Raw genomic sequence first — 23,961 nt, forward strand, 5'->3', positions numbered from 1 at the left:
AAAATCACCTTTGCTTGAAAAGCCCACTGAGAGTATTCATCGGGTTGATACACTTTAACAGAGATGCTATGAGATAATATTGCTATAAATTCGACTAATACTATAAACAAAACAAAAATATATAGGAATATTTCCCTTTTATTCCTAAACAACACACTTTTCTTTATTTTATAAAAAAAATTATTCTTAAGAATGTATCTATTAACAATAATGAGTAACAAACTTCCAACAATAAGAGGGACATAAATAACTGTAAAGCTATAATCGACTTCAAAAATTGATAGCCCCCAACAATATAAGGTTATAACACTTGCCCCTACAGGGAAAGAAAGAGAGGTTATCCCATAATAAGAATTAATTTTAATAAATGATAAAACAGAAAAACCTATCATACTAATTGTCATTACAAACAACAAAAGATTAATCATTCTGTGTTCTCCTATTTCTGAAGTTGAGAGAGCAGGTTAGTAGCTGATTTATTATTAACTTCAATGATTATATCTTCCCTATCTTTATAGTCATCTCCTAAATACTCTAGAATACCATTATTCTTATGAATAAGAATGTAGTCTACGTCAAACTCCTGAATCAATTTCACATATAACTCCTCATTAAAGTCTTCATATCCATAATATTGATATTTTATGCTTTTAAACGGCAATAGGGCATATCTCATTCTGTAATAGTTCATAGTCCCTGCATCATCAGAGAGATCAATATACAAGTAGGTACTATCCCTATCTTTAAATTGAGCTTTAGCCTGTTTAATCAGTGAATCTAATTGTACATCATCTCTAATAACATTTTTATAATTGCTTGAATCAGCACTTGTTATAATTGGTATGCGGTCTGCAATCAAATTTATTTTATCTATGAATGTAGGCACAGCTTGAAAAACAAAAATGCCCATTAGCAGTAATATAGTTGATCGCAAAGAAGTCATTTTAAAAAAACTGATCCAATTTTTTTTCATTTCTCCTCCAAGTAATTCTCTTCAAATAAAGAGCCTTTTTCTCAATGTAATGCCATGAAAAATACGATAATACAAGAGTTATTAACGCACTAAACAAAAAAAAGCTAAAAACATTTAATTTTTCTTTAAATAATAAGACAATAGTTTGTTGAACTGGAAAAGCATAAATGTATAATCCGTATGAAAAATCACCGTACTTACGAAAACTTGATAATTTAAATGATGAACAGAGAGCAAGAGTTATATAAGGAAGTGTCAGAAGCAATATTATGTTTAAGATCCCAGTTTTTAAACCTATCAAAGTAATTAATAGAAAAAATATGATCATACGAGGATGGATTATTATCTTATCTTTATAAAGAAAAAATAATGAGCCGAACAGAAAGTACGCTGCTAGCTTTATAAAATTACTATATTCATTGGAGCTTAGCACCCATAAAAATTTATTACCGCTTGTTATGAGTTGATAACCATATAATATATTTAAGGCACTTAATAAAGTAATGGTTCCTACCAAAAATATCATCATTTTTCTTACTCTCAACACTAAGAAGGCACCTAAAATTGGGAGAGACAAATACATTGCGAACTCATGCTTGAGAGTCCACATTGAACCATTCGCTGAGCCCACAAAAGGGGTGTTTGAAAACAAATCCCTAACTGTCCAAGCATAGCCAAAAAGATTAAAGGTAAGATTAAAAAAAACAAATTCATAGGGACTTCCGCTTTTTGTTGAGAAATATTCAGGAAGAGCATTATTAGTCATTAAAGGTCCAAGAATAAAAGCAATTAATAAAAGAGAAAGAAAAAAGGCTGGAAATATCCTCAGGAATCTATTTAATAAATAATTTAGAAATGACTTTTGAGATATTAAACTTTGAGTAATCAAAAATCCGCTAATTACAAAAAAACAGTTTACCGCAATTGTCCCCGCAGATATCTGATAATTTGTAATATTAATCACCGGATCTCCTTCACTACCGTTCAATAAAACGAATGAATGTGAAAAAATCACAATCAAAGCAAGTATGAACCTCACTATATCAAATGCATTATTTTTAGGATCGTAAATCTTGTCTAGAGATTGAATTCCACTATACTTCCCCATCTTGTTATCTTCTCCTGTATCTCATAAAACAGAGACAATCATTATTTTCATATACATATTTCCCCATATTTAAAAGCAAATCACTTCTATGATTCCTACTGACACGATTAAATTAGATATTATTTAATCGATTTTCTTTTATTTGCAAGATATCGAAAAATGGATGTCGCCCGCCAGGACTTTGAATTTAGTATTTGTGAAAGTGTATGATTTGTTTCCTGTAAGTTTCTTTCAGCTGATAACAAATCATCTTCCAATTTACATATATTTTCTAAAAGTTTTTCTCTTTCAGTATAAAGTTTTTCTTTCACGTCCTTTATTTCATCATTTGTTTGCTCAATGTCATTAAGTAACATTTCATTGTTTCTGCACAGTTCCTCACATTTATGATTAAGTTCATTGATTAAGCTATCTTTTGAAGTGAGCATTTGCTTTTTAGAAAAAACCTCTTTCTTGAGTTGTTCACTCTCATGCGTGAGCAACTCCAAAATATACTCTTTATTGTTGTTTACACTCATCTCAATTTCAAGTGATAAGCCTTGGCTTTTAGTAATACCAGGCATGTGCAGAAGGATACCAGGATCATTATTTATACTTAAAAGCCTTAATTCTTCCTTTCCGTCCAATAGATACATATTATTTTTTGATAGAATTCCATCGAACCCGTTATTCATATCACAATTAAATAGCAATTCGCCTTGATTATTATATATTCTTATATATTTAATCCGAATGATTGCTTGAGAATTACATGGATCAATCCTAATTTCTTCTTCCCTGTAATCTTCCGGCAGTGAGAATTGAATTATTCTCAATTCATTATCGTATTGAATTTTTTCTAACAATGAGTTTACCTCATCAAAAATCCCATCTTTTCTTAAATATATCTGGCAGTGATCTGCATCTAAATAATTTTGGGAATCTCTCTTATCTATACTTACATCTTGGTGAGATTCATGCTTATATTTAGATATAGTTATAAATTGATAAACATCTCCATCCTCTCTCTCTTCCAAGAAATTAGACAATGCAGCTGGAAAATGTTCATACTTTTGCTCAAACTCTGTACTCTCTGGCCTTCTCATTGTTGAGAGCCACTCAATAGGCTTCAAATCACATTTCGCTAAAAGTTCCAGAATACTTTTTTTTGTAAAAAAATGTACGTGCGTGTCGTCTAAAAGACCTGTTGGACGATAGTCAAACCTCCCTTGTAAAAGCTCCATGATCACTGCATTATGAGCAATGTTTGGAACAGAGGTCATAATGGTCCCATTAGTATCCAGAAAGGTAACTGCCCGCCTTAAAACTTCATCAGGATTTCTCAAATGCTCCAAAACATCTGCAAAAAGTATATAATCAAACCGAGATTCGCTTACTTCATTAGACCATGTGTTTAAATCTTCAATATTTGCAACTATCATCTTTTCAGAAAAACCCCTACCTTTATAGGCAGCTTCTGCATCAATTTCAATACAAGTTACATTGCATTTTAATTGTTCTTTCATATACTTTGTCATATAACCTGAAGCAGAACCGAATTCTAGAACTTTAGAACCTGGCTTTACACGCTTTAACATCAAGGCGTGGGAAGTATTTTCGTTTATATCTAAATCCAAATCATACTTCAATAGATTTACCTCACTTCCCATGTATGTGGCAAATAAGAAATTCCTTCTGCCATATATTTATCTGATTGAACATAGAAGGAGGCACCTTTTGTTTTGTAATCATATCTAGCAAGACCTGATGTTTCAAAAAAACCTGCATCAATATAATAAGTACCTGGTAATAAAGTTAAATTCTCATAATTACAAATCAACTTATGATGCCCTAGATCTGAACTTATTGGGAAGTTATCAAGTTTAGTATTCAAACCGCAGATATAAGTATCCCTTTGATCAATTATTGCCAATCCACCTATAATATCGTCAATTTCTTTATGAATAGTATAACCTACCTCAATATTCATTTTTTCTCCATAGTACACATTTTGTACAGGATCACCCTGAACATTCTTCACTATTATGCTATCTATTGTAAGATGGGCATTATTATTCACTTCTTCTTTAGTACTAATTTCTTCTTTGATTTCTTTAGACTTCATGAAATCTTCATATTCATTAGTGACTGACAATACATCACCTCTTCTATATATTGACCCATCTTTTAGCCAGATTGCCTCATCGCAAAAATTTTTCACAGAATATGTGTCATGACTTACAAAGAGAATTGTTTTGCCCGACTCCTTAAACCTCTTCATTTTATCCATGCACTTTAATTGAAATTGCATATCTCCTACTGCGAGTGCCTCATCAACAATCAATATATCCGGGTCAACATTGATCGCACATGCAAATGCCAATCTGACATACATCCCTGATGAATAAAGCTTAACGGGCTGATCGATAAACTCTCCTATCTCTGCAAATTCTTCTATTGTGCTAATTTTCTCATCCATTTCCTTCTTTGAAAGTCCAAGTATACTTCCATTCAGGTATACATTTTCTCTTCCCGTAAACTCCGGGTTAAATCCACTTCCTAATTCTAGTAAGGCAGCAACACGCCCGTTTATACTCACTTCTCCCGAGGAAGGTAGAAGAGTTCCAGTTATAAGCTGCAACAGTGTGCTTTTACCAGAACCATTTTTACCGATTATCCCCACCGTTTTACCTTTAGATATATTAAACGAAATATTGCTCAGAGCAGAAAATTCTCTGTAGTATGACTTATTTTTAAAGAGAAACTGTTTTAATCTATCTTTTGGATTACTATACATCTTGTAAATTTTTGAGATGTTAGTAACTGAAATCGCTTTATCATAGTACATCTGCAAATCCACCTCTAGTTTTTTTAAGCCAATAGAAACCCGAAACCACCATCAACAAACCAATTCCTGTCCCTATTAAAATCCAAGTAAAGTCGGGTAGTTGACCCCATATAATGATCTTTCTCATATCCTCTACAGTATGAGCAATAGGATTTATATTGTAGATAAATCTCAGCTCTACTGGAACAGTATTTACCGAATAAAAAATAGGACTTAAAAACATTAACGCACTTGTAAAAACAGAAATAATATGACTAATATCCCTTACATATACACCTAAAGATGCCAGAAACCAACTTGCACCTAGAGTCATTAATGTAATAGGTAAGCATACCAATGGCAGATAAATCGCACTAAAATGTATCCCATCACCAAAAAACACCAAACCCACAAATAGAATGAACAAACTAATCAGAGCATGTATGAGTGCAGTTAACAGCGCGGAAATAGATAAGAGCTCTAGCGGAAAAACAATTTTCTTCACGTAGTTACTATTCCCTATTATCAATGACGGTGAGCGATTGATGACTTCTGAAAAAAAGTTGAACACAGTAATTCCAGAAAAGATAATTAATGCAAACTCTAAATGATTATTCGATTCGACACTCCATCTTCCTTTAAAGACAACGCTAAAAACAAATGTATATACTACTAACATTAGTATAGGAATAATAAAAGACCATAATATCCCTAGAAAAGAACCTTTATATCGTGAAAATACATCTCTTTTCACAAGTTGTTTTAACAAATACAAATCGCTGCGTTTCATTGTATTGATACTCCCTTATCAAATATTATTGACTCATAATTATATATTAATCATGGGTCTTCTAAATGGTGATTCCATATTAAAATCATAGATTTTCGGATTACCATTATATTGGTTTTGTCTCAACGTTCCATATTATGCTAAACTAATGTCGTATCTACATGCAAAGGAGACTTAAACCTTGTCGAATCCAGTATACGGGAAAGCCAAGAAAACGTCGAGCAAGATTCATTCCAGTTCGACCTCACCGCTACTATGGACTCTTACCATAGGACTCATCTTATTTTTACTCTGGTCCTCTTTCCAAGTTGCGTTATTTAACGGACAATTGCTTCAATTTGAAGGACCCATTTATTGGGCGGTTGCCATTACAACCCTCCTGTTCATTGTGTGGGTTGCTGTTTATTTCAAACAGATTAAGTTAGAAACTCAGCAAGATTGGCTTAAGATCGCGGTGATATTGCTACCACTTACCTATGTCCTGTCACTCATCAGTGCGGCATCTGAATATTTGGCAGTCAACATGATTCTCATCCAGTGCATTTACGCCATGATCTTTATAATGACTATGTACCTGCTGCAAAACAACAAAACCAATCATATCATACAATCTTCCTTAATAGGAATTGCATATGTTACTGTCGGATTTGGTTTGTTAAACTGGCTGGGGGCCTTCAGTTTCGCAGGCAAGCTTGTCGGGTGGTTCTCGGCCGGCGTCGTGAATGGAGTCTATAACCAGGCCATCTGGAACGATTCAAACGGTCCACGGCTTGCATCGGTGTTTCAGTATCCCAATACATACGCCGCTTTCCTGATGGCATTTCTGTTTATTACCATTTTTAGTATGATCCGTTCCAAAAAAGTGTACACGCAGCTACTACATGGTTTCATGCTTGTGCCGATCATCCTATCCCTGCTGCTGACACTCTCCCGGACAGGGCTTGTCATGCTGCCAATTGTGTTTGTCATTCTGTTGCTCCTGTTGAAACCTGCAAAGCAAATTTTGTGGTTTATCTATTGTGGGTTAGCAGGAATCGGTACAATTATCGTTTTAAATCCGATAAATACAGCTGGACTGGAATTACAAAAGCAATACTCTGGCTCACTCGCAGCCAAGGGTTGGATTTACCTGATTGCTGCATCCGTAGTTGTGACATTGTTATGTTGGATTATCCAGCGCTGGGTTGCACCTCGTCTTGAGAGCAAGCTTCAATCCTGGTCTGCTCGGAAAAGATCAAGTTTGTGGATCCCCCTGGGCTCAGTCGTTCTTACGGCCGTTGTTGCCATGCTTCTACTTGGAACAAGTGTGCGAAATATTTTACCGGATAGCATTAGTACACGGCTTGAAAATATCAATTTCCAACAGCACAGTGTGCTAGAACGGATTACATTTTATAAAGATGCTACGAAACTATTTGCAGATTATCCAGTCATTGGTGCGGGCGGTGGCGCCTGGACTGTTTTGTATGAAAAGTACCAAAACAACCCTTATATTAGCGCCCAGGCCCACAACTTCTTCATGCAATATCTGGTTGAGGTCGGGATCATAGGCTTTATCATATTTATGGCATTTATTCTCTTTGTCTTCTATCAATATGTGCGTGCTTACTTAAAACGAAGTGAGGAAGAACGCGAATCGCATTTTGTGTACTTCATTCTATCGATGTCCATTCTGGTATTGAGTCTCCTCGATTTCAATATGAGTTATGTGTTTATCGGAATCTTGGTATTCCTTGGACTCGGTGGTATGGCTGCTGCGATGGACCCGAAGCCGATTTGTCGATTGAAGATGAGTGACTCCACCGCATGCGGAATCTACGGTTCAATTGCGGGAGTAGCGGTAATCGTCCTGCTCATTATGTCTATTCGTTTCCTGCAAGCGAATCATTATGCGTACGAGGCTAAAGAGGTAGCTCAAACCAGCCAAGATTTTCAGGAGATCAAAGCCCCACTGGAGAAAGATCTATCGATTCGCAATACACATTCAGATTCTTTGATGATGCTGGCTTCCCTGTATCAGCAAGGCTATGAGCAAACGAAAGAGGATCAGTTCTACACTGCCTCTGCTCAGTTGCTCCAGCTTGGTCTTGAAGCAGAACCATTTAACAAAGGTATGGTTAAGCAACTCATAAGTCTAGACGAATTGAAGGGTGCGTTTGACCAAGCGTATGCACTTCAAAAAGAATATGCTGCCAATTACGTCTGGGATATGGCTTGGTATGAGACATTGATCAGCCGTTCGTTCGATCTTGGGTACCAAGCACTTGGGCAAGGCGATACGGCTAAGAAGGAATCTTATTTCACTTCAGGTCTCAATGCTTATCAGCACGTTGTAGATGGCGTAGAACATCTGAAGACTCTCCCTGAAGGACAACTTCAAGGACAACCATTCGAGCTCACTCCAACAATGATTCTGAATGCAGGCAAAATGAAATATATGTTAAACGACTCGGCTGGAGCTGCTGCGATCCTGAGAGGTGGAATCGCAGTGGATCTAACCGATGCAACCAACCGTGAAATTGCTCGTTGGTACCTTGCCGCTCTGACGAAGGACGGACAACAGGATCAAGCAACATATGACAAACTGATTGCTGTTGAACCTAATGAAGCGGGAGAGATTAAAAAAATCGCCGAATTGAGTTATAATTAACCCACACTATAATGATTCTTTATACATTAATTCACAACAAAAAGGTTTGTCCCTCATATACACGGGGCAAACCTTTTTTGGTCTATCTATTTCAAACTTATCTGTTAATTTGATGCTACAATCTTCTTGAGATAATCCAACAAATCCTCCCGCAGATCTGGGCGCTGAAGGGCATAATGAATCGTAGTTTCAATGAAGCCAAGCTTCTCCCCGACATCATGACGCAGGCCATCAAAATGATAAGCCAGAATCTGACGTTGTTCATTTAAACGGGACAAGGCATCGGTGAGTTGGATTTCTCCGCCGACGCCTACGGATTGTTGACCTAGAATCTCAAAGATATCCGGCGTGAGAATATAACGACCCATAATGGCTAAATTAGAAGGAGCGTCTTCAGACTTCGGCTTTTCCACCAACCGTTTGGAACGGAATATTCGATCATTCGTTTTCAAAATTTGCTCACCGTCTACAATGCCATAACGGGATACTTCTTTCCAATCAACTGGCTGTACACCTACAATTGGAGATTCGTATTCGTCAAAGACTTCCACCATCTGCTGCAAGCAAGGCTTCTCTGCCTCTACGATGTCGTCTCCAAGCAACACAGCGAAAGGTTCATCACCAATAAACTTGCGCGCACACCAAATCGCATGGCCAAGCCCTTTGGGTTCCTTTTGCCGAATATAATGTATATCTGCCATCTCTGAGGACTTGCGAACCGCATTTAGCAGATCCCACTTCTGTTTGTCAACCAAATTTTGCTCCAGCTCAAAAGAATAATCAAAATGGTCTTCGATTGCCCGCTTGCCTTTACCTGTCACGATAATAATATCCTCGATGCCTGATGCTACAGCCTCTTCAATAATGTACTGGATCGTTGGCTTATCCACGATAGGTAACATTTCCTTGGGCATAGCCTTGGTGGCAGGCAGAAACCGGGTACCGAGCCCTGCTGCTGGAATAATGGCTTTACGAATTCTCATAATTTAAATCTCCCTTATTTTATAAAATTAGATGATATGTAAATACATTCTTTCATTTCATTGAAATTGGAAAATACCATAATCATCAGGATATGTATTTATATAATAATAGTATATCAAATATGTGACTGTATGTTTTGAATGGTTACGACTACTTTACTAGTATTCTATTCATGCTGTATGTACCACGTTGTACTTCTCACCATATCAATCCTTGGTTTTAAAAACATTCGGGTGATACAAATCAAACATTTTGTACCACCCTCCTAGTATATCTATACCATCAACAATTCCCGAATATCCTGCTCGGATAAGGTGGTCGATCCTCCATCTCCGGGTTCAATGACTTCGGCAATCAGATCTTTTTTGCGCTGTTGCAGCTCCAGAATCTTCTCTTCAATCGTCCCTACCGTAACGAGACGAATAACCTGTACGACTTGTTTCTGCCCCATGCGATGGGCACGTCCGATGGCCTGTTCTTCCACGGCGGGATTCCACCACAAATCATATAAAATAACCGTATCTGCACCCGTTAAGTTCAATCCGGTTCCGCCAGCCTTCAACGAGATCAGAAACAGCTCAGCTTCACCCTCGTTGAATCTGCGGCACATTTCCACCCGACTCTGTGCAGGTGTCTGACCATCCAGGTAGAACAAATCTCTACCCTGTGCTGCCAACGTCTGTCGGATCAGATTCAGCATGCTTGCGAACTGGGAGAAAATGAGGATACGTTTACCAGCAGCCAGACAATCCTGAACCGTCTCCAGCAGCTGCTCCATTTTCCCGGAATCACCCTGATAACCCTCCACAAAGAGAGCGGGATGACAGCACAACTGGCGCAGGCGTGTAATGCCAGCCAGTATTTTGATACGGTTCTTCTGAAAACCGTTCTCTTCCATATCCTTGGATGTCTCATCCTGAAGCTGGGACAGATAGGCGGCATACAGTTTCTTCTGTTCGTCCTTCAGCTCGGAGCGCTGTACGGTTTCAATGCGATCCGGCAGTTCTTCCAGTACGTCTTTCTTCAGACGACGGAGAATAAACGGACGGACCATTCGTGCGATTCGCTCAGGCGGCAGATCCCGGAATCTGCGATAGCTAGGGAACAACCCCGGGAATACCGCTTCAAAGATCGACCACAGCTCATCCAATGAGTTCTCCACAGGTGTTCCTGTAAGAGCGAAGCGACGTGGTGCCTGAATCTGTTTAACTGCCTGAGCCGTTTGCGAAGAAGAATTCTTGATCGCCTGGGCTTCATCCAAAATAAGCGTATGAAACGTTCTTCCGAGATATGTGTCCAGATCGCGGCGCAATAGCGGGTAGGAGGTCACAATAACATCTGCCTCATCCATGCCTGAGAGCATACTGGCTCGTTCATCTTTTTGACCTGCTGCAATCAGAACTCGCAAATGCGGGGCAAATCGGGCAAATTCATTCGCCCAGTTGTACGTTAATGAAGCTGGTGCAACGACGAGTACCGGAGGATGAGCAGCTTGTTGGTCCAACAATCCGGCCTGTACTTCATCCGGGATGTTACTCCCGAAAGTTCCACCATCAACAATGTGATTAGCATCATCAAGATTGCTATGGTGCTGTTGCGGCTTTTCTTTCAGTTCTGCCGCGATATAGGCAATACTTTGCAGCGTTTTGCCAAGCCCCATATCATCGGCCAAAATGCCGCCAAATCGGTAAAATGCGAGTGTACGCAGCCACTGATATCCACTAGCCTGATAATCACGCAGCACAGGAGCAAGCGCATCCGGCAGTGCAAAATCCATCCGTTCAGGATCACGAAGGTCATCCAGGAAACGTTTCAGGGAACCGCCCCACTTCACATGTCCCGAAACCTCGTCCCGGCCGGGGAGCTGCAGTGCCCGAACGGCAGGCAGGCGAATATGACTGCTCTTGATGTCGCCCGAAGCAAGTCCAAGCGAATCCGCCATGTGTGCGAAGCTGTCCGCCCCTTCATTTTCGAGAGAGACAAACACACCGCTGCGCAAACGGAAATACGGTTTCTTTTCCACAATATTACGCATCATTTCCTGAAGCTCCTGCTCGTCTACACCTTCCATCTCGAATGAGATCTCCAGCCAGTCCAACCCTTTACCCAGATCTGCCCGCACTTTCGGCGGTGTCGGATAGGATTGCGCCATAGCCTTCACGGCATTCGGGATATAGATATCTACCTGCTTCTCAAGCTCCGGCAGCAGATGATACATCACATCATATATCGCGTCTTCTCGTTCACTTGCCCATACACTTCCATCCCGTTCCAGGAAAGAGCGATCTAGCCGGTCGATCAGGTTACGCTCTGCATGGCGGTCACGTACCAAAATCACCTTTTTTTCTTCTTCATCAATCAAATATTCAGCCAGCGGATTAATCACCATTACACCATAATCAAACTCCAGACGCGCTGTAATCCGTTCCCGGTAGAAATCGATATACAACTTTGGTGCAAGCTCCGGCTCTGCGATTCGTTCTCTCACCTGGGAGTCGATGGACAGATGCCCAAGTGTACGCAGTTCCGGCACAACATGCTGAACGAATTCGTCCACCTGCTGAGCGGAAATATCGATACTTTCCTTGATCCCATAAGAAGTGAGCGCTCTGCTCAGATCCTCCAGACTTCGCATCTGCATCGGCTCCAACATATGCAATTGCCCTTCCACCACGGCAGCATCATAGGCTGGGAGAAGAATCAGCTCACGCAATCCGGAAATTTCAAGCTGATACCCTTCATTAGCGCCCTGAGCAATACGGTAAAATAAAGGCAGTGCCCCCTCACCCAAAGTGAGCGGTCCATTCGCTAACCCCGTTCCCTCCATCCGGCTATCTGCCTGAAGCAGCAAATCCAGTAGAGGCTTCCAGACCAGTGGAGCAATCAATATATCTCTGCCGTCTGAAGCTCCCAAGTAACCCGAGATGGACTCACGGTATGCTTCCTCACTCTGCCTCATCCGAATAAGCATAGACAGGATCGCCTGATCCTGGGGACTAAAATAATGCATTGAAGGATCGTAGAAAAACAGCTTGGTAAACGACATGGGTTCACCATTCTCAATGCAGTTCAGGAATTGCTTCACTTTCTGAACGACATACAGGCGTTTATTTCCGACCTTCAGTTCAAGCGCGAGTTTGGCTCCGCCTTTGTGAACCTGCACAAGCTTGCATATAAATTGGAGCTGCAGCTCCTCCCGCAATGAAGACCGGGTTACAGGCGCAGTGTATTTACGCTCATTTGCATGCAAGGGGCTGCGTTCTTTGGCAAACATGGAAAGAATCTGATCCGCTGTGCGGTACGAAGGTTTATCTGCTGATTTTCCCCATCCAGGGGCAGAACTTGGCCGACCTGCTTGAGCAAAATGAATAGAAGGACGATCCACATCCAAATGGTCATCAAGCTTGGAATCGGAAGGCAAAGGCTCCGTTGCAAAGGCATGAGCAGATGAATTCGAATGAGACCCCACATTCATTACTGAGTCCGTGTTTGAAATAGAGTTTGGGCGCTCCCAAACATTCTCCTCCACCAACGTTCCTACTCTGGAACTGGAGCCACGATCAGGTTTAGATATGGGTTTTAATGACGTTTGAGAACCTGTACGAGAAACAATACTTGCATCCCTCTTGTCGTTCCCTTTAATCCCCTCTTCTCCACTTCCAGACTTACGGTCACGCTGTTCTCCCCATTCATGGATCGCTAGCAGGACTGCAGCGACGTGCTTGCAATAGTCATAATATCTCCCATCGCCCGGACAACTGCATCCGGCAACAACCTCACCTGCATCATCCAGATCAACTGTTACTTTGTATCGTTCTGTACCTCGGACCACAGCTTCGTAATGACGTTCATCCTGACTGGCGACCAGATTAGTCACCCTGCCAGATTGGTTATACGCTTCTCCCCGTTTGAATGCCGTGACTCCGCACAGCAATTTGATATCCATCATCGTGAATGGCGCCACGGTTCTTCGCCTCCTATATTTCTCTGACAACTAAGATACCACATACGAATCTGAACTCGGTATAGTTCAAGTCTCTTTTATAGAAAAAACCCCAAGAGCTCCGTAAAGCAGAGATTGGGGTTACCACATAGTTCATAGTTCATGCTTGTTGCCTGTTTATTTCCGTATCGGTCTATTATTTCACCAGTTGACCACGTGTTACGCCAAGCTGGTTGGTTGCTTTCAGTGTTTTCCATACTTGTGTTCCACTGATCTCGCCACGCAGTGCACGGTTGTACAGATCAATAACCTCGCGCACCTGCTCTGGAGTTTCCTCCAGGAATTCCACACGGTAACGGGATACACCAAGATCCATAAAGTTGGTCAGATATTCAGCACCAGATTGCTCCACCGCATTATACACGGTATTGCGGCAGCCTTCGTCCACACGTACCGGGTGGGACATGCCGATCCGGTCTTGCAAAGAAGCCCGATGATCTTCACATGGACGTCCACAGTTCGTAAAGTCCGTTCCTTCACTCATAAACGTACAATACACACAGTGCTCGGTATGGAACATCGGCAGATGCTGATGAATAACCACTTCGGTCTGACTTGTACGGGAGTGTCCCAGCAAATCAACCATTTGCTGAATGTTCAGGTCATAAGAAGGCGTAATCCAGTCGCAACCCGCTTCCAGGAACAGTTCCACTGCCTTGTGGTTGGCGATGTTCAGTGAGAAGTCACCGATCAATTCCGGGTGCTTCGCATCCGGGTTCTCCATCCGATGGCGCAAGTAGAAGTACAATGCCCCCGTATTACGTACAAGCACAGCATCCGGCTGCAAACGCAGGATGTTGTTGTGATACCCGTTCTCCCCAGGCATATGAATGCGTGGTGTTGCCAACGCAATCTTGCGGCCTGCGGCACGAACGGCTTCCACTGCTGCCGGGAACTGCTTGATAAACTCAAAGTCGGCGTAGATCATGCCGACGCCTGCTTCCAGCGCTGCCTCTACTTGTGGCAGGCTGCGGCAGAGCGCGGTCAGCTCCGCTTGACCGCGAGCGACTGGCGATGCCGGTTTAACCGCATCGCCGTATACTTCCACCGCCCGTTTCACGTAGACGGGCGGTTTAGGGCGCTCACCCGCGAGTTGTTCCACCGCCTGACGGCGAATGTTATTCAACTCGCGCATCGGAATGATGACGTCACCGTGCAGGTTGACGTCCAGCTCTTCCAGCTGGAACACAGTGCCGCCCAGACGTCCGAATTGCTCTTCGAGCAGTTCGTGCGTCATAGGACGCTTCTGGGCAATATCCAGTTCCATCTCGGAATTCACACGGACCGTCGTACCCTTCTGTACGTCCGTCCACCAAGTGCTAAGCGGCTGCCCTGGGCTGCCGATGACTTTCACGTTTACCGGGAAGATACGATAAGGCTTCTCGATTTCAAAGCTCTGACGCAGACGTTTGTCCAGCGCCGGATCATTCGTTTTCCACACTTTGTCGCCAACTTTCACGCGGCGCAGATCCACGTCACTACGTCCTGGTACGACGTCCACAATCCAGCCTTCCTCTCCTTCGCCTTCAAGCTTAACGCCTTTGCGACGAACATCGTAGACACGTCCGCCTTCTTCCTTCTTCGTCGGATCTCCGGCATCAAATACGATTCCGTCTCCACGTTTAACTGGTGCATCCAGCTTCAGGACGACACCATCACGTAATACTTGGTCTACACGACCCAGATAGACGCCACGGCTTTTCGGGAACGTACCGTCAACCAGTTGTTTATTGTTCGTTCCGTCCAGGAAACCGTGCGTGAATCCACGCGAGAAGCTCTGCTGCAATTCACGAACTTCCTCTTTACTCGGCGGAGTGTTATCTCCGTCAAAGTAACGGTCGATCGCTTTGCGATATTTACTAACCACGTTGGCCACGTATTCCGGCGTTTTGAGTCGTCCTTCGATTTTGAAAGAAGTTACGCCCGCTTCGATCAGTTCCGGCATCAAGTCAATCGCAGCCAGATCCTTCGGAGACAGCAGATACGCTACATCGCCCATTGGTTTATGCTCACCATCCACCATCAGGTCGTAAGGCAGACGACAAGCCTGTGCACATTCCCCACGGTTGGCGGAGCGTCCGCCCCACATTTCAGAAGTCAAACATTGCCCGGAATAGGACACACACAGCGCACCGTGCACGAATACTTCCATTGGCAACTTCGCCTGTTCTCCGATCTTCTGAATCTGCTTCAGGTTGTTCTCCCGTCCAAGCACGACACGTTCCATATCAAACGGCTTCGTAAACTCCACCGCTTCCGGTGACGTAATCGTCATTTGGGTTGAACCGTGAATCGGGAAGTCCGGTGAGATCTCGCGGATCATTTTGACCAGACCCAGATCCTGTACAATCACGGCGTCCACACCTGCATCGACACAAGCGTCGATCAGTTCTTTGGCATCCGTCAATTCATTTTCAAAAATCAATATATTAAAGGTCAAAAAACCTTTTACGCCATAACTGTGCAAAAACGCCATAATCTCCGGCAGCTCGTCCATACGGAAATTGTTCGCCCGTGCCCGTGCATTAAATTTTTCGACTCCGAAGAAAATCGCATCCGCGCCGTTGGCTACCGCCGAACGCATACAGTCCCAGTCACCTGCAGGTGCCAGAAGCTCAACGTCTTCTCTTCGTATTGTTGCTGTTTTCATGTGTATCCTCCCCATAACCGGCATAGCCGGATTTCATCCCTATACCCTGTACGTTAAATCCTGGACCTTGATTCCATACGCCTGCATTGTCACTGTATCGCTATATCTATACATTATGTCTGTATTGCCTGATTCCCAAGCCTACAGTCATTCTTATTTTTCAGAACAGCAGTCATAACTCCTGAACTAGTATAGTGTACCACTTCTGCAACGACTCTTCTACGCTTTCCTGAAAAAACCGTTTATCATTTTCATTTCCATCTCTACAACAATAGATGCACACTATATACATTGGTCTAAAAATATTTTACACTCGGCACTCCGATGACAGAACAACCTTCCGATCGCTGTTATCCCCAGATTTTTTTGATTCCTTTTTAAGGTGAAAATCCGGGGATAAAGGCGAGCGCTTATGCTTCTTCAGGTTATTTCTGTCCTCTCCGTTATCGTGTAAATGTTTGGTCCAGTTTACATAGACCACTTCAGTTGAAGGATCTATATAGATATAGAAATCAAATAAACCGGAAGGTCTAATGACCCTCCGGTAACATGTATCTCTGTTATTTCAACATTTTGCATTATTTAATAAATGTAAATGAGTTCACGGCTTTTTCCAGCGCTGCTGCCTGGACTTCCGTCTTGTTGGCGTCATTCAGCCCACTTGTTATCGTATACGTCGTACCGTTCTGTTCAAACACAATCTGACGTCCGGTATATGGCACGCCATTGTCCACTTCATGATAGATGAAGGAAAACGCAGGCACACCGGCAAACGTCATCTCCTCACTGCTAATCAATTTGAAGTTTTTACGTGTTTTGGTTGCTTCCGCATACGCCTCTCGAAGTTGACTGACCGTCATTTCAATCGATTTGTCCTCACTCGCGGCAATGGAGAATTGACCACCTGTGAAGGTATATACGACGGGAGAATATTCAAATCGGTCATTGTACGGCGTCCAGTAACGTGGAATATCCACACTGTAATGATAACGTTTGGATGTTCGTGTGACGGATTTTGTTTTATCTGTCAAATACGGGTCTTCATCCAGCTGTCCGAAATTATCGGCTACCGTATCAAAGTCAATCTCAACACTCTTCATGATACTCTTAAACCATTCACGGTCCTTCGTCTGCTCCTCAGGGAATGTATACTCTGCATAGTAACGATACCCGTTTTTTTGCAAAAGAACATCGAACTCCGTCTGCCATCCATCGCCAAAGTTATAACGGAATTCATTCACCTCGGCAGTCTCGCCTGATACCTCCATCTTGTACGATCCTATCGGCTCATAACTTTCCGGTGTGAACGTCTCACGCATCCACTTGTCCAGTTGGCCGCTCCACTCTTGGACCGTCGCACCCTTCGGTGCAGATGTAACACGCAGCTGCAGATATGCACCATCCTTGGCTTCGTATATCATCTGGGTGCTGTCCATAGACCAGCCTGCTGGAATCTTCAGTTCAATGCCATAATCGTCATTCCAGGTGGAACGCATGCCCTCATCCACGGTTGAAAGATCCTTAATCGTACGATCCGACTGAACATACGTAGGTTGGAAGGAGTTGAGCAGCGCTGCACGTTTGCCCAGATCCTTGTAATTCAGAGCTCCATAATCCGCGAGGTATACATCATATTGGCGACCATCCTTGATATATTGACGCATTTCCCATAAAACACCATCCGCATCTTTAACCACTATCCGGGCATACGGGGTTTTCCCTTTGGCAATCGATTCCCGATCAAGCACTGTATCTCCGGCCTCTTTGGCTTCCTGAACAAGCTGCTGTAACAAATCATCCGAATCCAGATTGACATCCTGGTCACTCACATACACTTCAAGATAATAACTGCTGTCCTCTGCGCCAAAAGTCATCATACGCTCCTGCTCACCCGTTTGCAGAATCATGAGGTCAGATGGATAATTCATGGACCAGCCATAATAACTGTTACCAATTCTTGTTTTGCCTTCATCCAGATTAATGCTGCCCTCGTCGTCATCCGTCGATCCATCCGTTTGCAATAAACGAATGACCATCTCTGCTGAGCTGCTTGGGGCAAGTGTAGCGCCAATCCCCGCAGCTACCGGGCGGAGTGGCACCATGAGCACCCCGTTCATCATTTTTGGGGCTGCGCCCATCTCTTTTTTGACACCATCCACCCAGGCAATCGAACTGCCAATCGTTAAGGTGACGGTATGCGGACCTTCTTTGACTTTGACCACATCATTCTTCTCCAGTCGAATTTCGCTGCCAAAAGCTTTCTTGAATACACCGACGGGAACCATCGTAACCCCTTTGAATTTATATGGTTTAGCGATTGTCTGCTTGCTGCCATTGATGTAGGCACTCGTACTACCTGCGGTGATCCGCAGCTCGCTTGTCGTAAGATCGGATGCCCATGCAGGCAATGCCGCTCCAATACTCAGCATCCCGGCTAACATACCTGTGCTCAGCACACGTAAAAAAGATTTCTTCATTCCGTTCATTCGTCCTCTCTGGATCCGGATTACTCGCCGGGCTTTATTGGTCTTCATCTACAGCGAACTGCTCATCTTCATCGTCTTGGATATCCGCTCGATCAGCAAGGACCACCGTACGAGTGACAATATCACCTTCCGTTTGCATCACCAGTTTGACCTTCTGTCCCGGCACATACTTTTTGAGCAGCTCATTAATATCCACCACAGAGGACACACGTGTGCCTGCCACACTGTATAACACATCCCCCTCTTTGATTTTCGCTTTCTTCGCTTGGGCTGACAGTACGCCGGTAATCGTCAAAGGATCATCTGTAGGCAGGCCCACAATCGCTGACCAGCTCTCTTCCAGTTGCAGGCCAAGGCTTGCACGCTTGATTTTCCCGTATTCAAAGAACTGATTGATAATATATTGAACGGTATCTACTGGAATCGAAAATCCCATACTCTCGATACCCACTGCTGAAAATTTCATAGAGTTAATACCGACGACCTCACCTTTGAGGTTGACCAGTGGTCCGCCGCTGTTGCCTGGGTTTATGGCTGTATCTGTTTGAATTAACCGATAGGTGGCCTCCACTCCCCGATTAAGACCACTGATTACGCCTACTGTCGCCGAGTTACGCAAAGAGAAGGATATCGGTGTACCGATAGCAATAACAGTTTCTCCAACGGTTGTCTGTGAAGCTTTGGCGAAGGTCGCCGGCTTAAGAGACTTGGCATTAATTTTGATCAAAGCGATATCGCTTAACGGGTCACTGTATGTTTTGGTGATTTTATATGTATTGCCATCGGTCGTCACAACCAGCGGATCGGTTAACCCATCAACCACATGGGCATTCGTCACAATCCAGCCGTTGGAGCGGATGATCACGCCAGTACCATGAGCTAGATTATAGCGATCGGATGTGACGCCATCCTGTGATTCAGTAGATTTGCCGATGATGCCTACAACAGACGGAGATACTTTTTCAATTACTTTCGGGACTGCTTCACTGCCCTTATACTGAAACGTTCCGGATTTGGCATCATATTGACCACTTCCTCCGAGTGCTTTGACCAGATCCGTTGAACTAACATATACTTGTCCATCTACCACTTTGGCTTGCATTCCTGATGAAGACTCCGCTGCGCCAGCCGTTGCTGCAACACTGATCGAGAGTACAGCAGCCATCAGCGTGGCTACGCCCTTTTTCCCCAACACTCTCATTCTCTCACCTAACCCTCTCTATATATCTTCCGTTATGCAACCGAACCATATGACTCATTGCTGAATCTCTTTCTCTACCATCTGCAATACCGGTATCCTTCAATTTAACATACAAATTATTCCTGTACAATCGCTTCAAGCCCTATTTTTTAACAGAAAAAACCCGCATATTTCCACACATTCTGTAAACACAAAAAAACACCCTCCTAAACTCCCCTGGAAAGTGTTTGTCTGTTCTTCTATTTGCTGTTTTCAAATAAGTTCAGCGGTGTCTCTACGAACCAAACCAACCGGTAATCATGGCATAGTCGGTCAACAGAAATACCAGCAGACTGACTACTGCAAATCCGATAGCAAATAAATTTTTCTTCGGTGCACGAATAAGGCGTACCACTCCGATGAAAATCAGGATCGTAAATAAGATGACAAAAATATCAAACGCATTAAAATTTGAAGTACTCGCCGTGGCAGCTTCTGCAAACAGCATGGATAGACAGACCTCCTCACCATAGTTGAACATGCATTTTGCAACAACCCAATCATTGAATTCCAATCAGCAGGATGTAAATTGAAATGAGACTCTCATTTACAACTTGTATCCAGAACCGATTCAAGTGATGCAAAATACAGAATGCTAACGCATACCCTAATATCTTCCTCTATGTTATCTGTACCCTGCCTGTAATGCAAGCCCTATCATCCAGAAAAATGAAAAAAATCCAGTTTGGCAGTAGATTGATGGAATGCTTGCTCTATCGCATATGTAAACACTTTCACCGATGTCATATTGAGATTGGCCAAACGCCACAATATCAGAAAACCCTTCTCTTGGGAAGACGAGAACATCAGATGATACATTGATGCCTCACACTTCGCAATAAGAAGGGTTAGATAATATTTTATTCCTATAGCCATACTACATAGCTTTGCAGCTAGTTTGAATGAACCACCACAGATGACTATTCTGAAAAGGTAGATCCATGTCCACTTTCTCAGGATAGCCTTGGGCAGCATTACTCCGTCAATTGTAGCGTCTTGCTTCGTTCTGTATCCCGCTCCAATACTGGCTTCAAGTACTTGCCTGTATAAGAAGCTTCCACTTTAATAATATCCTCTGGCGTACCTGTCGCAACAATGGTTCCACCACCGCTTCCGCCCTCAGGACCCAGATCAATGACATAATCGGCTGTTTTGATTACATCCAGATTATGCTCGATCACCAGTACTGACTCTCCGGAATCCACCAGACGATGCAATACGGTCAGCAGGCGATCAATATCATCGACGTGCAGACCTGTGGTTGGCTCATCCAGAATGTAGATGGTTTTACCCGTACTGCGACGATACAGCTCAGAAGCAAGTTTCACACGTTGTGCTTCACCACCGGACAAGGTTGTTGCAGGCTGCCCAATGTTAATGTAGCCTAGACCCACGTCAAGCAAGGTTTGCATTTTGCGATGAATTTTAGGAATGTTCTCGAAGAATTGTGTTGCATCCTCTACTGTCATTCCCAGCACATCTGCAATATTTTTATTTTTGTATTTGACTTCAAGGGTTTCGCGATTGTACCGTTTGCCTTTGCAGACCTCGCAAGGGACATAGACATCTGGCAGGAAGTGCATTTCGATCTTGATAATGCCGTCCCCGCGACAAGCTTCACAACGTCCACCTTTAATATTGAAACTGAACCGGCCTTTTTTGTATCCGCGCACTTTGGCTTCATTGGTCTGTGCAAACAGATCACGGATGTCATCAAAGACGCCCGTATAGGTAGCCGGGTTGGAACGTGGTGTGCGTCCGATTGGCGACTGGTCAATATCAATGACCTTATCGATATGCTCCAGACCCCGAATCTCCTTGTGCTGACCTGGGCGCACCCGTGCGCGGTTCAAGTCGCGAGCCAGCGTTTTATACAAAATCTCATTAATTAGTGTCGATTTACCTGAGCCGGATACACCCGTTACAGCCGTGAATACACCCACCGGAATTTTTACATTCAGGTTTTTCAGGTTGTTTTCCTTCGCTCCGCGCACTTCCAGCCAGCGGTCCCCGACACTACGGCGCTCGGTACGTACCGGAATAAACTTACGCCCACTCAGATATTGACCTGTTAACGAGTTCTCGTCATTCATGATTTCTTCCGGTGTTCCCTGGGACATCACAGTGCCGCCGTGGATACCTGCACCCGGACCAATATCGATGATATAGTCGGCAGCAAGCATCGTATCTTCATCATGTTCAACCACGATCAGGGTGTTACCGATATCCCGCATATGAGCGAGTGTAGAAATTAGACGATCATTATCCCGTTGATGCAGACCTATACTTGGCTCGTCCAGAATGTACAGTACACCCATCAGACTGGAACCAATTTGTGTCGCTAGCCTGATCCGTTGGGCTTCACCACCGGACAACGTTCCGGCAGCACGGCTAAGGGTCAAATAATCCAGACCTACGTTTACCAGGAAGCCAAGACGGCTGTTGATTTCTTTTAAAATCAGTTTGGCAATGGTTTGCTCTTTTTCACTCAATTGCAGTGAGTCGAAGAAACGACCTGCTTCTCCAATGGACAAGCTTGTCACATACGCCATATTGTGATCGTTAATTGTAACGGCAAGACTCTCACGCTTCAGTCTGTGCCCTTTGCAAGAACCACACGGCTTCGCACTCATATAACCTTCAATGAATTCTCGGATACCCTCGGATGCTGTCTCACGGTAACGACGCTCCAAGTTATTCACAATACCTTCAAAGGTAACCATTGCTTCTTTCCGTTGCCCAAAGTCATTCTCGTACCGGAAACGAACTTTCTCCGTACCTGTACCCTGCAGCAGCTTGTTCATCTGCTCTGCAGGAAGATCCTCTACAGGCACATTCTGCGGGATGTTGAAGTGTTCACATACCGACTTCAGGAATTGCGGATAATAGGTGGATGTACCGCCTGTCCAAGCGTCAAACGCACCCTCTTCAATCGTTTTACTTCGATCCGGTACTAATAGATCCGGGTCAACAATCATTTTAACGCCCAATCCATCACAATCGGGACAAGCCCCAAATGGACTGTTGAAAGAAAACATCCGTGGCGCCAGCTCTTCAATGCTAAATCCGCACACTGGGCAGGCAAAGTTGGAACTGAAACGCAGTTCTTCTTCACCCATAATATCTACCAGCAGCTGTCCACCGGACAGATTAAGTGCAGTCTCAATCGAATCGGCCAAACGTGATTGCACATCTTCCTTAATCACGATCCGGTCAACGACGACTTCAATCGTGTGTTTCTTATTCTTTTCCAATTGGATATCTTCAGACAGGTCACGTAATTCCCCATTCACCCGAACACGGACAAAGCCTTGTTTGGAAATATCGGAAAACACACTTTTGTGTTCACCCTTACGGCCTGAAACGATCGGTGCCAAAATCTGCAGCCGGGTCCGTTCAGGATATTGCATCACGCGGTCTACCATCTGCTCTACGGTCTGGGAGGTGATCTCCACGCCATGATCCGGACAATGGGGATGTCCCACACGTGCAAATAACAGACGCAGGTAATCATAGATTTCCGTAACGGTTCCGACGGTAGAACGCGGGTTACGACTTGTCGTTTTCTGATCTATGGAAATAGCCGGCGACAATCCTTCAATGGAATCGACATCCGGTTTCTCCATTTGCCCCAGAAACTGTCGTGCATATGCCGATAATGATTCCACGTAACGTCGTTGTCCTTCGGCATAGATTGTATCAAAAGCCAGCGAGGACTTGCCTGAGCCACTCAGACCGGTCAATACGACAAAACGGTCACGCGGGATGGTGATATCAATGTTTTTGAGGTTATGCGCTCGCGCGCCTTTGATGACAATGTTCTCGCTCGCCAATAGTATTCATCCTCTCAATGTTGTAATTCCAACCTTTATTAAAGGCTTTTCGATCCCTCCCAAACCCTCCCTTCCAAGGGAGGGCCCCAGAGGGCGCAGCCCTCTGGACACCCGAAACAGGCGGTGCGTGGTGAATGGTCGGGTCTTGCTATGTGAATGGTTGTTGTGTGCCCGCAGCTTCGTCCAGGATTCCGGCTCTTGCCGGTATCTTGGACGGCTGCTCTACCGTGAGAGGACGCTCACGGCTCCGCCTCGTTCGCGGAAGGTCGCCATTGCCTTTGGCTCGGCTACCCTTCAACACCGGGACGCTCACGGCTTCGCCTCGCTCGCGAAAGGTCGCCATTGCCTTCGGCTCGGCTCCCAAGGACACAACTTCCAAATGCTTTCCTATAAACCTTTTAACCAATTTCAACTTCTCTATCAGTATAGACCTGATTT

Annotated in this window: 15 protein-coding genes; 1 reads left to right on the forward strand and 14 read right to left on the reverse strand. The window is 43.7% G+C overall.

Translation table 11 applies throughout. The features are described from left to right. From P364_RS35460 to P364_RS0118445, 6 genes are all read right to left on the reverse strand, one after another. A partial coding sequence (locus P364_RS35460; protein ID WP_036694898.1) for a hypothetical protein occupies positions 1-428 on the reverse strand: 428 nt, incomplete at its 3' end. An 11-nt stretch (positions 429-439) separates the two neighbouring features. After that, on the reverse strand, positions 440-973 hold the full coding sequence (locus P364_RS0118425; RefSeq protein WP_024631553.1) for a hypothetical protein: 534 nt from the start codon (positions 971-973) through the stop codon (positions 440-442). Beyond that, on the reverse strand, positions 945-2,081 hold the full coding sequence (locus tag P364_RS0118430) for an acyltransferase family protein (protein ID WP_024631554.1): 1,137 nt from the start codon (positions 2,079-2,081) through the stop codon (positions 945-947). Before P364_RS0118430 ends, P364_RS0118425 begins: the two co-directional genes overlap by 29 nt. Positions 2,082-2,200: 119 nt before the next feature. Beyond that, positions 2,201-3,709, reverse strand: a complete 1,509-nt coding sequence (locus P364_RS0118435; protein WP_024634552.1) for a class I SAM-dependent methyltransferase — start codon at positions 3,707-3,709, stop codon at positions 2,201-2,203. Positions 3,710-3,714: 5 nt separating this feature from the next. Continuing rightward, a complete protein-coding gene (locus tag P364_RS0118440) occupies positions 3,715-4,908 on the reverse strand; it encodes an ABC transporter ATP-binding protein (RefSeq protein ID WP_024631556.1) in 1,194 nt (397 codons plus the stop codon). Further along, positions 4,898-5,677, reverse strand: a complete 780-nt coding sequence (locus P364_RS0118445) for an ABC transporter permease (RefSeq protein ID WP_024631557.1) — start codon at positions 5,675-5,677, stop codon at positions 4,898-4,900. Before P364_RS0118445 ends, P364_RS0118440 begins: the two co-directional genes overlap by 11 nt. A 181-nt stretch (positions 5,678-5,858) precedes the next feature. On the opposite strand from P364_RS0118445, the gene P364_RS0118450 reads away from it, so the two are divergent. Then, the gene (locus P364_RS0118450; RefSeq protein ID WP_024631558.1) at positions 5,859-8,327 is read left to right on the forward strand and encodes an O-antigen ligase family protein; all 2,469 of its coding nucleotides are present in this window, start codon (positions 5,859-5,861) and stop codon (positions 8,325-8,327) included. 104 nt (positions 8,328-8,431) lie between these two features. On the opposite strand, the gene galU is transcribed toward P364_RS0118450, so the two are convergent. From galU to P364_RS0118495, 8 genes are all read right to left on the reverse strand, one after another. Continuing rightward, entirely contained in the window at positions 8,432-9,310 is an 879-nt protein-coding gene (gene galU / locus P364_RS0118455; RefSeq protein ID WP_024631559.1) for a UTP--glucose-1-phosphate uridylyltransferase GalU, read from the reverse strand. A 275-nt stretch (positions 9,311-9,585) separates the two neighbouring features. After that, positions 9,586-13,275 carry a DEAD/DEAH box helicase gene (locus P364_RS36945; protein WP_024631560.1) on the reverse strand — a complete coding sequence of 1,230 codons (3,690 nt, stop codon included), beginning with the start codon at positions 13,273-13,275 and terminating at the stop codon, positions 9,586-9,588. A gap of 175 nt (positions 13,276-13,450) precedes the next feature. Continuing rightward, on the reverse strand, positions 13,451-15,964 hold the full coding sequence (locus P364_RS0118465) for a U32 family peptidase (RefSeq protein ID WP_024631561.1): 2,514 nt from the start codon (positions 15,962-15,964) through the stop codon (positions 13,451-13,453). A 578-nt stretch (positions 15,965-16,542) separates the two neighbouring features. Further along, entirely contained in the window at positions 16,543-18,441 is a 1,899-nt protein-coding gene (locus tag P364_RS0118470) for a stalk domain-containing protein (RefSeq protein ID WP_328285963.1), read from the reverse strand. 43 nt (positions 18,442-18,484) lie between these two features. Further along, positions 18,485-19,651 carry a S1C family serine protease gene (locus P364_RS0118475; protein ID WP_024631563.1) on the reverse strand — a complete coding sequence of 389 codons (1,167 nt, stop codon included), beginning with the start codon at positions 19,649-19,651 and terminating at the stop codon, positions 18,485-18,487. A gap of 274 nt (positions 19,652-19,925) precedes the next feature. Next, the gene (locus tag P364_RS0118480; RefSeq protein WP_024631564.1) at positions 19,926-20,138 is read right to left on the reverse strand and encodes a hypothetical protein; all 213 of its coding nucleotides are present in this window, start codon (positions 20,136-20,138) and stop codon (positions 19,926-19,928) included. Positions 20,139-20,664: 526 nt separating this feature from the next. Continuing rightward, positions 20,665-23,523, reverse strand: coding sequence for an excinuclease ABC subunit UvrA (uvrA, locus tag P364_RS0118490; protein WP_024631566.1), 2,859 nt, complete (start codon positions 23,521-23,523; stop codon positions 20,665-20,667). A gap of 148 nt (positions 23,524-23,671) precedes the next feature. Further along, positions 23,672-23,887, reverse strand: coding sequence for a hypothetical protein (locus P364_RS0118495; RefSeq protein ID WP_152532722.1), 216 nt, complete (start codon positions 23,885-23,887; stop codon positions 23,672-23,674). Positions 23,888-23,961 lie beyond the last annotated feature (74 nt).

Source organism: Paenibacillus sp. MAEPY2 (assembly GCF_000499205.1).
In the GTDB taxonomy this organism is placed as follows: domain Bacteria; phylum Bacillota; class Bacilli; order Paenibacillales; family Paenibacillaceae; genus Paenibacillus; species Paenibacillus vandeheii.